Below are 11,114 nucleotides of genomic sequence, written 5' to 3' on the forward strand. Positions count from 1 at the left end.
GGCCGGTCGGGCTGAGCCCGACGGGAGCCGCCGTCGCAGAGGCACTCGCCTCGATGAGGGGTGTGGCGTGTGAACCTCGATCTGTACCGCCTCTCGGTCTTCGTCGCCGTCGTCGATCGCAACGGGTACTCGGCGGCGGCCCGCCGGCTCAACCTCAGCCAGTCCACGGTGTCCCATCACGTCAGCGAGCTGGAGCGGGCCTGCGGCACCGAACTCCTGCGCTACCACGAGAGGGCCGTCCACCTCACCCCCGCGGGCCGGGAGGTCTACCTGAGCGCGATCGCGATGCTCACGGAGCAGAACCGCCTGCAGGACTCGCTGGAGGACCTCAGGCAGGGCCGCCAGGGCCGGGTGCGGCTGGGCGTCAGCATGGCGTTCGAACAGAGATGGTTCTTCGACGAGGTGATCGCGCCGTTCAGCCGGTCCCACGGGGAGACGTTGCTCGCGGTGCGCTTCGGGCACAGCGCGCGGGAGGCGCAGGCCGTGCTGGACCGCGAGCTGGACCTCGCCTACGTGATCCGGTGGCACCTGCCGGCCGAAGCGCGCTTCGAGCCGCTCCAGGAGGTGCAGCTGACCTTCCTGGCGGCCCGCACCCATCGACTGGCCGACCAGGAGTCCGTCACGGGTGACGAGATCGCCGAAGCGGGTCTCATCACGGCGCCCCTGACGGGCGACGAGGAGAACTTCTACCGTGCGGCCCTCCACGAGTTCGGCATGACGCGGGTGCGTTCGGTGCTCGAGGTCGGGGGTATGCAGACCAGGTTCCTCGCTGCCGCAGCCGGTCTGGGCGTGATCGCGACCTTCCTGCCGACGCGTCCGGGCCCGGTGGACGCCGATCTCGTGGCGCTGGCGGCGGTGGGTCCGTTGATCAGGGTCCAGGTCGGTCTCGTGCGGCGCAGCGACGATCCGCCGGAGACCGGCACCGAGGACCTCGCCGGCTGGCTGCGGAGGATCGCCGCCCGCTGACGGCACGAATCAGGCAAAATTGCTGACATGTGTTTTTCGGGCAGATCCGAAATCCGGATCGAGGAGCTTCTCGGACCTGCAGATCCAGGCCGCGGGCGACACCTGCCGGATTCACGTCGCTACGCACCGCTGAGATCATACGGATCCCTTACGGATCTGGTGTGTGGAGAATCAAGTTGGAGCTGATCTGTCGGCTTCGGTAGCGTCGGCCGGGCGGATCTTTCGCCCCGTTCATGTTCTCCGGCACTCGCTCCCGAGGTGTTCTTTTCATGCTGAATCGACGTACGTTCGGAAAAATCGTGGCGTCCACGGGGATGGCAGCGACGATCGGGGCGGCATCGACCTCCGTGGCATCGGCTGCCACCGGTCGGTCCGCTGCCGCCACCACCGACGCCGCTGCCGGGGCGTCGGAAGGCGGCCGCAGGGTGGTGCTGGTGCACGGCGCCTACGCCGACGGCTCCTGCTTCTCCGACGTCATCCCCCACCTGCAGACGGCCGGCGTCACGGTCACGTCGGTGCAGAACCCGCTGACCTCGGTGGCCGACGATGTCGCTGCGGTTCGCCGCATCCTCGACCTGCAGACCGGGCCCACGGTGCTCGTGGCCCATTCGTACGGCGGCACCGTGATCAGCCAGGCGGGCGACCACCCCAAGGTGCGCTCGCTGGTCTACCTGTCGGCCCGCGCACCCGAGGCGGGTGAGGACTACGCGGCCCTTTCCAAGAAGTTCCCCGCTCCGCCCGCGAACGCCGGCCTGGTGTATGAGAACGGCTTCGGGCAGCTCACGGAGAAAGCCTTCCTGGACGACTTCGCCAATGGCGTGCCGGCGGAGCGGGCCCGGGTGCTCTACGCGGCGCAGGGCCGCATCGCTCAGACGTTGTTCACCACCAAGACGTCCGCGGCGGCCTGGACGTCGAAGCCGACCAGATACGTGATCACCACCGAGGACCGCACGACCAACCCCGAGCTCCAGCGGTTTCTCGCGAAGCGGATGAAGGCGAAGACCATCGAGGTCGCATCGGGACATCTCTCGTTCATCACCCATCCGAAGACGATCTCCGCATTCATCCTGGACGCCGTGAACAGCAAGTGACGGGTGGGGTCACCGGGGCGGTAGGTTCGCGATCATGACGGAGGTCGGTCTGCCCGACGGTAGGACGCTGGAGTACGTCACCGTGGGCCCGGCCGACGGGGTTCCGCTGGTGTTGCACCACGGGACGCCCTCGGCGGCGGTGGTCTTCGAGCCCTGGGCGGAGGCGGCGGCGAAGCACGGGTTCCGCCTCGTGATGTACTCCCGCCCCGGGTACGCAGGCTCCAGCCCACGGCCAGGGCGCACCGTCGCCGACGCGGCAGGCGACGTCGCGGCCGTGCTGGACGCGCTGGGAGCCGGGCGCTTCGTGACGGTCGGCTGGTCGGGCGGGGGTCCGCACGCCCTGGCGTGTGCGCGGTTGCTGCCGGACCGGTGCGGGGCCGCTGCCCTGATCGCGGGGGTCGGGCCGTACGGCGTCACCGGACTGGACTTCCTCAGCGGCATGGGCACCGAGAACCTCGAGGAGTTCGGCGCTGCGCTCGAGGGAGAGGCCGCGCTCACCTCCTACCTGAACGAGCAGGGCCCCGCGTTCGCCACGGCGCAGGCCGCCGCGCTCGGTGCCGCGCTCGGCGACCTGGTGTCCGGGATCGACCGGGCCCAGCTCACCGGCGAGTTCGCCGACTACCTGGCCGAGTCGTTCCGTGCGGCGTTGCGTTCCGGCATCGGGGGCTGGCGTGACGACGACCTCGCCTTCGTCACGGGCTGGGGTTTCGGGCTCGGCGACGGCCGGGTGCCGGTCGCGGTCTGGCAGGGCGGCGAGGACCGCATGGTGCCCTACGCCCACGGCCGGTGGCTCGCCGAGCACGTGGCCGGCGCGGAGGCGCACCTGTCACCCGAGGAGGGTCACCTGTCACTGGTGGTCGGTGGCTTCGAGGGGATCGTCGCCGACCTGGCGCGCCTCGCCGGCTGAGGCGTGCCGGGCGGCCCCACGCGGCGCGGCCGGAGCGGAAGCGGGGCAGGATGACGGGGTGCGCCGTAGGGCCGATGCCGCCCCGATGTGCGCTTCCACCGCAACTCCCGAGATGTCTCACCATCGCCGGGACGCCCGTGCACGGCGGGGCGGGGACCGTCGACCTCTCGGGAGCATGTGATGCGTAGGTGGTGGCCACTGGTCGCGGTCGGCCTGGGCGCGTTCATGCTGCTCATCGACGTCACGATCGTCAACGTCGCGCTGCCGGACATGGCCACCGACCTCGGCGCGTCGTTCAGCGGCCTGCAGTGGGTCGTCGACATCTACGCATTGACGCTGGCCGCGCTGCTGCTGGGCACGGGGACGATCGCCGACCGGTTCGGACATCGCCGCGTCTACATCGGTGGGCTCACGCTGTTCGGGCTGGCGTCGCTCGGCTGCGCGCTGGCGCCGTCGACGGAGCTGCTGATCATCGGCCGGGCCGTGCAGGGCGTCGGGGCGGCGGCGATGTTCGCGGCCACGCTCGCGCTGCTCAGCACCACCTACCAGGGCCGGGACCGCGCCGTGGCGTTCGGCGTCTGGGGATCGGTCAACGGCGCTGCCGCCGCGGCGGGGCCGATCATCGGCGGGTTGCTCACCCAGCACCTCGGCTGGGAATGGATCTTCGCGGTGAACGTGCCGGTCGCGGTCGTCGCCGTCGTGATCACCTGGCGCACCATCGCGCCGGACCACGCGTCCCGCTACCGCCGCTTCGACCTGCCGGGAATGGTCGCGTTCACGGTGTCGGCCGCGGGCCTGACCTACGGCCTCATCCGCAGCGGGGAGGCTCCCTGGGGCGATCCGGGCGTCTGGGGGCCGGTGGCGGTGGCCGCCGTGGCTCTCGCGGCGTTCGTGGTGATCGAGCGGCGCTCGGCGTCGCCGATGCTGGATCTCGCGCTCTTCCGGCACCGGACGTTCGTGGGCCTGGTGATCGGTGGCGCGCTGCTGTCGCTGGCGGCCTGGTCGATGTTCCCGTACGCGTCGCTGTGGATGCAGAGCCGGCTCGGCCTCGGACCGGTGGCCACCGGGCTGGTGATCATGCCGATGTCCGTCGTCTCGTTCGTGGTGCCGCTGGTCATGGGGAGGTTCGGGCACGCGATCGCGCCGCGGTACTCGGTGACGGTGGGGCTGCTGTTCATCGCCGCAGGCTCGTTCCTGCAGGCCAGGGTGCAGGCCGACTCCACGGCGGCCGTTCTGATCCCGGGGATGTTGTGCATCGGCCTCGGCGCGGGCCTGTCCATCCCCCCGCTCTCGTCCGCGGTGATGGGTGCGGTGCCCGGCGAGCGGGCCGGAATGGCGGGCGGCGCGCTGAACTCGGCCCGGCAGCTCGGTCTGGCGGTCGGAGTGGCGGTGCTCGGTGCCGTGTTCTCGTCCGCGGCGCCCGGCGGCGTCACCGGCAGCGCCGCGTCCGTCGCGACCGCCCTCAACACCAGCTACACGGTGGCCGGCGTCATCGCCGTGGTGGGGGCGGCCGCGGTGTTCGTCCTGGTCCGGCCGAGCCGTCCCGCCCCGACCGACGTTGCAGCAAAGCCACTTTCACGCAACGTCGTTGCCTGAAAGTGGCTTTGCTGCAACGAGGGGCGCCGGTGCGGTCGCGGAGAGCACCGCGCAGCCGGTGAGGAACAGGCCGACGCCGCCCCCGACGGTGACGACGGTGGTGGCGCGGTCGAGGTCGAAGGCCCAGCCGAACGTCAGCACGGCGCTGTGGAAGCCCGCGACGTCGAAGACCGTGACGAGTGCGGCGAGGGTGCCGGCGGACGCGCAGGTGGCCGGCCCCATCGGGTGCCTGGCGAGGGTCAGGGCGACCCCCAGCCCGCCGAGAGCCCAGCAGAGGACGCCGATGCCCGCGGCGGCGAGGACGACGCCGACGGAGGCGGGCCGGTCCAGCACCAGCGACGAGCCGATCACGTGCAGCACGTGCGCCCCCACCACCAGGACGGTCACGCCCGCCACGGCGGTCGCCGCCGTGCTGTGCCTGCCGCGTTCCGCAGCGGCGGCGCCGAGGCTGAAGGTGCCGAGGGCCGCGGCCACCGTGACCGACCACCACGGCACCGCAAGGGGAGGGGCCGGCCACGTCCGGTCGCCGTGCACCACGACCTGCTGGTCTCCGACGAGGAGCGGGACCAGCCAGGCCGACGTGCCGTCCCGGGGTGGTGCCGCCGGGGCTCCGGCCAGCCGGGAGTCGGCCCACGCGGCGCTGCTGCCGGTGGGGACGAGGGGCTCCTGACCGCGGGGGGAGTCCGGCGGCGGCAGGACGGCCACCGTCTCCCCGGTGTGGTTGTCCAGCCGCAACCTCGTGCCGCCCTCGATAACGACGAGCGCGAGGCCCGGGACGGCGGGCTCGACGGCGAGGACGCGGGGGATGCTGGTGCCGGGCGCCGCGGCGCCTCCACCGTGGGCCGCCGCGACCCCGGCGCCGAGCGGCAGGAACAGCAGCGCCAGGAGGAGCCCGGCTGCTCCCCGCACGGCCGGGCCCACGAGGCCGGTCAGCTCGCCCGGGTGGGGACCGCCCCGGCCAGGGCGGACGGCCGGGTGGCACGGTCGGCGAGGGTGGCGAACACGAGCGTCAGCGCGGTCCAGAGCACGACGTGACCGCCGAGCGAGGCCAGTCGGAAGTCGTAGAGCACGGCGGCCGGGAAGTCGCGGGGGGTCTCGGAGATCGCGGGGAGCAGGAAGGCGGCCAGGCCGACGAGCACGACGTAGCCGCCCGCCGCGCTGAGCACCGCGTTCCACCAGCCGAGCCGGTCGGCCAGCCGCCGGCACAGAGCGGTGGCGGCCACCGCCCCTGCCACCGAGATCACGATCATGACGACGAAGAGGCCGGTGCGCTCGCCGATGGTGTCGTCGAGGCTCGATGCCGGCGGGTTGGCGGGGTACTTGAGGAACGGCACCAGCACCGCGGAGGTGAACCCGACGAGTGCCACGACGACAGCGGTGCCGCGCACCCCGAGCCGCCCGAGCCGGCCCTGCGCCGTGGCGTGGACCAGCGCGAGGATGCCGCCGACGGCGACGCCGTAGATCAGGTAGCCCACCGCGAGCCCGATGCTGCTCTGCACGCCCCGGCTCACCAGCGCGGGGCCACCGGTCTCACCGGAGGCGGCCGAGACCATGTCCTCGTAGGCGATGCCGCCTTCGAGGGCGGGCTCGCCGAACACCCGGGCGAAGACGAACGCGACCAGGCCGGCGACCAGTCCGGCGATCATCCCGCGGACCAGCAGTGATCTCACCATCGTGGGTGCCCCGCTCAGTGGCAGGGGAAGCCGAGCAGGTGCCGGCCGTCGTGGACGAACTCGTGCAGCATCTCCCCCGAGAACACGGAGGTGGCGCCCTGGTCCATGCCCACCAGGTACAGCAGGGCCAGCAGGACGACCCCGGCGAAGACCGCCCATGGCGCGATCTCGCGCAGGGGGATCGGAGTGGGAGCGATACCGGCGATCGGGGACTCGACAGCTGCCTGCGACATCAACACTCCTCGGCCACACACCTGCACATCTGATGAACTGCTCAGGTGAGTGTTCTGTCCGTACCCGGAGGTGTCAAGGTGACGACGACGTGAGCGGTCGTGTCACGCTGCTCACCTCCGCCCCGACCGCGGCGACGGCGTCGGCGGCCTTCTCCGCCGACGAACCGCTGGACGCACGGGGCCGGGCGTGGGCCGCCGCCGGGCGCGGACGCGTCCCGCGGGTCGACCGGGTCCGCCACGCGCCGGAGCGGGCCGCCCGGCAGACCTGCGAGATCCTCGGCCTGACCGGCGACGTCGATCGGTCGCTGCGCGGCTGGGACGTCGGGCGGTGGGCGGGTCGCAGGCTCGATGACCTCGCCGCCGACCGGCCCGACGACGTGTCGGCCTGGCTGACCGACCCGACCGCCACGCCCCACGGTGGCGAGGCGCTCACCGTGCTGCTGGCCCGCGTCCGGCAGTGGCTGGCGGCCCTGCCCGCCGGGCACACCCTGGTCGTGTGCGACCCGGCGTTCGTACGTGGCGCGGTCGTCTCGGTGCTGGACGCGCCGCCCTCGGCGTTCTGGCGGGTGGACGTGGCGCCGATGACGCTCACCGATCTGCGGGGCGGTCCGGACCGGTGGACGGTGCGCACCACGGCCCTGCCCCTCCGCGGAGGTGACTGAGAGCACGTCGCGATGGCCAGTCGAATGACGGAGGGCGGGCCGGGCGGCTCCCCTTACCGTCCGGAAGGACGTGCCGAGCATCGGCCGGGTGCCGGGCGGCGCCCTGACGTGACCGGAGGGAACGGCCGCAGTGGGCCTCGAGATACCTGACTGGCTCCGCCGCACGCTCGTGCCTACGCCCACCGCGGTGCCGTGGAACGACGTCATCCGTTCGGGGCTGACGGTGCCGGTGCCCCTGGGGATCGGCATCGCGCTCGACAGCCCCACCCTCGGGTTGTTCGGCTCGCTGGGTGCGTTGCTGGGTGTCCTGGCCGAACGCAGCGGGACGTCGGGTCAGCGGCTGGCCCGGATCTCCGGGGCGTTGGCGGTGGGCACCGTGGCGATGGTGCTCGGCCGGTACACCTACGGCATCGGCGTCGTTCCTCTTCTGGTCGTGCTCGGGTTCGCGCTGGTCTCCGGCGTGTTGTGTGCCGTCCACCCGCTGCTGTCCTTCGCCGGAATGCAGTTGCTGGTGCAGATGTCGATCGCCGGCGGCCTGCACACCGACGTCGCACTGGGGCAGGTGGTACTCGTCTACGTCGGCGGAGGGGTGTGGGCGATCGCCGGAGCGTGGATGCAGAGCAGCCTCGAACACACCGACGGGCAGTACCGGGCCGGCGTCGTGGACGTTGTTCGCCGCTCGGCGCAGATGCTGCGTGCGGCGGGAGAGGAGCGCCCGGCAGGGGCCGAAGCGGCGCTCGAAGCCGCCTACGACCTCGTTCTCGCTGCTCGCCCGCGCTCCGCGTGGCGCCGCCGGGAGGTCAACGCGGTGATCGCGCTCCTCGCGGAGATGCCGGCTCTGGTCGCGTCCGTCGTCGCGCTCGCCACGAGTCGCGACCATCGACGGGCAGCCGGCGAGCTCGCCGGGTCCCTGGACGGGCTGGCCGAGGCGATCGCCCGGCACGACCACGACTGGCGCGTGTCCGTGGCCGACCCGGGAGCCGGTGATGCGGAGACGGCCCTGCGGACCGCCGTTCTCGACTCCGTCGCGGCCGTGGCGCGGGCGATCCGGGTGGGCGAGACGGGCCCGGAGGTCGCGCGCCCCGCTCTGCGCGTGCACGACCCCGTCGCGGTTGTCCTGCGCAGGGCGACGACCTGGTCGTTCACGCTGCGGCTCATGCTCTGCATGGGCGTCGCCGAGATCCTCCGGCAGATCGACCCGCTGGGCCACGGCTACTGGATCCTGCTCACCGCGGCGCTGACCTTGAAACCCGACTTCCAGCCCGTGCTGCCCCGCGTCCTGCAGAGAGGACTCGGCACGGTTGTCGGCGGGGTCCTCGGAGTGGCCGTGTTGATGGTTCCCGTCGGCTACGCGGTGCTGCCGGTCATCGCCGTCCTGTCCGCCGGAATTCCGTACACCGTCCGGCGCAACTACGGCATGTTCAGCACCCTGGTCACGCCGATAGTCCTGCTCCTGCTCGACTTCGGCGGCCCGGCCGGTCTCGGCATCGTGGTGCAACGGCTGGTCAACACGGTGCTGGGCTGCGCCGTCGTCCTGGTGCTGGGTTATCTGGCGTGGCCGGGAACATGGCGGCCGCAGACGCCGGCCCGGCTCGCCGCGTGTGCGGACGGGCTCGCCCGGTTCCTGCGGCTCGGCTTCCGGGAGCCGCAGGACGCGGCACAGATCGAGGTGGCCCGGCGGACGATGTACCAGCTCGTCGAGCAGCTGCGCACCTCGTTGAGGTTCAGCCAGTTCGAGCCGGGCCCGATCCGCCGCAGCGTCGCCGGGTGGTCGCAGCTGATCGGCGACCTGGAGGATGCGGCCGACACGGCAACCCGCCTCGTCGTACTGCGTCGGTACCCGGCTCCGGGGTCGACGCTCGTGGTGGAGCCTGCCGCCGCCGAGTTCGAGGAACTCGCCCGCCGGCTGCGCGACCATGCGCAGCCGGACGATTTCCGCCATCCGCCGGTCCGCCTGGACCGATCGTCGTGTGACGAGTGACTCCCGGGCGGAGGGGTCACCGGATCCCGGTGGATGCACGGAAACGGCCCCCCATCCGGTGAGTGATGGGGGGCCGTTGCTGTGGTCCCGCCGAGCCCTGGGGTGATCTCCCCTTCATCCCAGAGTGCGCGGGCGAAACCCGATGGGGTGGTGCAGCGGTCAGGACGCCGTGGTCGGGGCCGGCGTGGCCGGGATCGGTGTGCCCTGAGTGGCTGCGTCGTCGCCGCCGATGAGGATCGAGACGGTCTTTCCGAAGCCGAGCGCGTTCAGGTCGGCCACATCGTGGTCGACTACCAGGGACTTGCCGGTGTCGCAGTTCGCGCCGGTGAACAGCGTCATGGTTCCGGTGACGAACTGAATCGACCCCGTGGTGCCGAGATGCACCGCAATGCATTCACCCGGCATGCCGCTGATTCCCTGCGACCCGTCGGGTTCGGAGAAGTTGGTTCCGGAGTCCAGGATCGCACTGGCGCCCGCCGGAGCGGGGGCCGCCTGAGCGACACCGATTCCGGTGAGGAGTGCGGCTCCCACGGCACCGAAGGTGGCGAGGGACAGAACGGTCTTGCGCAGCATGGGATTCTCCGTTGCGTGAGCGGTTCCGGTGATTCGGAACCGACAGCGCGTACACGGAGCAGGCGCGTCGCAGAGTTCATACGATGAACTGAGACGGCGATCACTACGGGTGTGCCGGAGGTGTCAGGGGGATGCGACTGGCGCCGACGGCGTCGCGGTCGTCCTCGGTCAGGCGATCCTCGATGCGCTTGGCCTTCACCACGTCACAGAGCTGTTGGTAGATCTGGATGGTGCGCCTCAGCGCGGCGTAGTAGTCGGTCTTGAGCTGTTCCACCACCTGAGGAGCGGTGGTCGCGTCGGCGTTCTCCAGGTCGGCGCGCGCCTGGTCGCTCCGGGCGAGCTCCGCCGTGTACTCGCCGAGGAGGTTGTCGGCCAGCCGTTTGCGTCCGGTCTGTCGCCTGGACCCCAGGAAGCGCGACTCGATGTCGCTCTTCATGTTCGCGACCGCGTTGCGGAGCGGCGAGAGCTGGGCCCGCAGCTTCTCGTTGGTGCGCTTCGCCCGCTTGGCCACCACCTGCGGGTACTGGTTCGACGCACGTTGGGGAACCTTCATGTTGTACGCGAGCCCGAAGTTGGAGGCGATGTCGAGCACCTCGTGCAGGGTGTGGGCGGCGAGGTCGACGGTGTGGTCGTAGTCGATACGCCACAGGGCGAAGATGCTCAGGGCCATCGCGTTGAGCTCGTCGGCGGTCGCACCTGCCTCGTTCCCGAGGTGGAGGAGGCGGGCGGCCGTGAACGACTGTCCGGCGGTCACGGGGATGCGGTTCTCGCGAGCCATCCGGGTGGACGGCGCGTTCTCGTCACGCACCGTCGTCTTGGAACCGCGATCCGACCCTGCGACCTTGCGGGTGCCGTCGGGATTCATCTCCTGGGTGCTCAGGAGCCTGGAGTTGTCCGGAGTGTCGGGCAGTACGCCGCGGCCTCCGGTTTCCGCCTCGTCTCTCCTGCTGGTGTTCTCGGGTTTGAAGTAGTCCGTCAGGTCGTGCAGGACAATGATCTTGTCCCGGACGGGGTACTGGTCCGGGTGGTCGAGAACTGCGAGGAAGTTGCCCTGGAACCTCGTCGGATTGGGTGAGGTGGGTCTGTCGAAGTGTTCCTGGTACCGGCCGAATGCCTTCGGGTTGCGGTTGAGCACACCCTGACCGCTGGTCAGCTCGGACAAGATCCTGCCGGGGTTCACGGTCATCGTGGGGTCGTGCAGTTTGCTCGGGTCACTGCCGAGAGTGGTGATCCAGGCCCGCACCTTGGTGAGCGCGCTGTCGAGGTCCGCGGCGAGGTCGGGATCGTCCATCAGCTGGTTCGCGAACTCCTTCTCCTCGTGCCGGCCGGGCTTCTGGAGCACCCATCCGACCAGGGCGCGCCCGGCCTCCTCGTACGTCTTGTAGACGCGCTTCTGCTTCTTTCTGCCGTACTGGTGCGTGCTGAGTTTCTG

At 71.2% G+C, this 11,114-nt stretch carries 11 protein-coding genes; 6 read left to right on the forward strand and 5 right to left on the reverse strand.

Going from position 1 to position 11,114, the window contains the following annotated elements:
- Window positions 1-69: 69 nt before the first annotated feature.
- The 4 genes from HF577_RS12280 (at window position 70) to HF577_RS12295 (ending at window position 4,560) form a co-directional block, all read left to right on the forward strand.
- A complete protein-coding gene (locus HF577_RS12280; protein ID WP_169395929.1) occupies window positions 70-966 on the forward strand; it encodes a LysR family transcriptional regulator in 897 nt (298 codons plus the stop codon).
- A 269-nt stretch (window positions 967-1,235) separates the two neighbouring features.
- Window positions 1,236-2,057 carry an alpha/beta fold hydrolase gene (locus HF577_RS12285; protein WP_169395930.1) on the forward strand — a complete coding sequence of 274 codons (822 nt, stop codon included), beginning with the start codon at window positions 1,236-1,238 and terminating at the stop codon, window positions 2,055-2,057.
- 34 nt (window positions 2,058-2,091) lie between these two features.
- The gene (locus tag HF577_RS12290) at window positions 2,092-2,964 is read left to right on the forward strand and encodes an alpha/beta fold hydrolase (protein WP_169395931.1); all 873 of its coding nucleotides are present in this window, start codon (window positions 2,092-2,094) and stop codon (window positions 2,962-2,964) included.
- Between the two features lie 180 nt (window positions 2,965-3,144).
- Window positions 3,145-4,560 carry an MFS transporter gene (locus HF577_RS12295; RefSeq protein ID WP_169395932.1) on the forward strand — a complete coding sequence of 472 codons (1,416 nt, stop codon included), beginning with the start codon at window positions 3,145-3,147 and terminating at the stop codon, window positions 4,558-4,560.
- Here the strand turns inward: HF577_RS12295 and HF577_RS12300 are convergent.
- The 3 genes from HF577_RS12300 to HF577_RS12310 are packed head-to-tail and all read right to left on the reverse strand — an operon-like array spanning window position 4,540 to window position 6,466.
- On the reverse strand, window positions 4,540-5,481 hold the full coding sequence (locus HF577_RS12300) for a hypothetical protein (RefSeq protein ID WP_169395933.1): 942 nt from the start codon (window positions 5,479-5,481) through the stop codon (window positions 4,540-4,542). The genes HF577_RS12295 and HF577_RS12300 overlap by 21 nt on opposite strands.
- An 8-nt stretch (window positions 5,482-5,489) precedes the next feature.
- Complete coding sequence (locus tag HF577_RS12305) at window positions 5,490-6,233, reverse strand: CbtA family protein (protein ID WP_169395934.1); 744 nt, start codon at window positions 6,231-6,233, stop codon at window positions 5,490-5,492.
- 14 nt (window positions 6,234-6,247) lie between these two features.
- Window positions 6,248-6,466 carry a CbtB domain-containing protein gene (locus tag HF577_RS12310; RefSeq protein WP_169395935.1) on the reverse strand — a complete coding sequence of 73 codons (219 nt, stop codon included), beginning with the start codon at window positions 6,464-6,466 and terminating at the stop codon, window positions 6,248-6,250.
- 89 nt (window positions 6,467-6,555) lie between these two features.
- Between HF577_RS12310 and HF577_RS12315 the strand changes: the two genes are divergently transcribed.
- Both HF577_RS12315 and HF577_RS39705 read left to right on the forward strand, forming a co-directional pair.
- On the forward strand, window positions 6,556-7,128 hold the full coding sequence (locus HF577_RS12315) for a histidine phosphatase family protein (protein WP_169395936.1): 573 nt from the start codon (window positions 6,556-6,558) through the stop codon (window positions 7,126-7,128).
- Between the two features lie 187 nt (window positions 7,129-7,315).
- A complete protein-coding gene (locus tag HF577_RS39705) occupies window positions 7,316-9,109 on the forward strand; it encodes an FUSC family protein (protein ID WP_169395937.1) in 1,794 nt (597 codons plus the stop codon).
- A 159-nt stretch (window positions 9,110-9,268) separates the two neighbouring features.
- Here the strand turns inward: HF577_RS39705 and HF577_RS12325 are convergent, their stop codons facing one another.
- Entirely contained in the window at window positions 9,269-9,682 is a 414-nt protein-coding gene (locus HF577_RS12325) for a hypothetical protein (protein ID WP_169395938.1), read from the reverse strand.
- Between the two features lie 103 nt (window positions 9,683-9,785).
- Window positions 9,786-11,114, reverse strand: a 1,329-nt coding sequence (locus tag HF577_RS12330) for a hypothetical protein (protein ID WP_169395939.1), incomplete at its 5' end; no start/stop codon positions are given.

Source organism: Pseudonocardia xinjiangensis (genome assembly GCF_012911925.1).
GTDB classification, from domain to species: domain Bacteria; phylum Actinomycetota; class Actinomycetes; order Mycobacteriales; family Pseudonocardiaceae; genus Pseudonocardia; species Pseudonocardia xinjiangensis.

Bases quoted from the DNA above. Each gene is read 5' to 3' on its own strand.
- HF577_RS12325 (WP_169395938.1), bottom strand. From the start codon at position 9,682: ATGCTGCGCAAGACCGTTCTGTCCCTCGCCACCTTCGGTGCCGTGGGA.
- HF577_RS12290 (WP_169395931.1), top strand. From the start codon at position 2,092: ATGACGGAGGTCGGTCTGCCCGACGGTAGGACGCTGGAGTACGTCACC.
- HF577_RS12310 (WP_169395935.1), bottom strand. From the start codon at position 6,466: ATGTCGCAGGCAGCTGTCGAGTCCCCGATCGCCGGTATCGCTCCCACT.
- HF577_RS12295 (WP_169395932.1), top strand. From the start codon at position 3,145: ATGCGTAGGTGGTGGCCACTGGTCGCGGTCGGCCTGGGCGCGTTCATG.
- HF577_RS12285 (WP_169395930.1), top strand. From the start codon at position 1,236: ATGCTGAATCGACGTACGTTCGGAAAAATCGTGGCGTCCACGGGGATG.
- HF577_RS12305 (WP_169395934.1), bottom strand. From the start codon at position 6,233: ATGGTGAGATCACTGCTGGTCCGCGGGATGATCGCCGGACTGGTCGCC.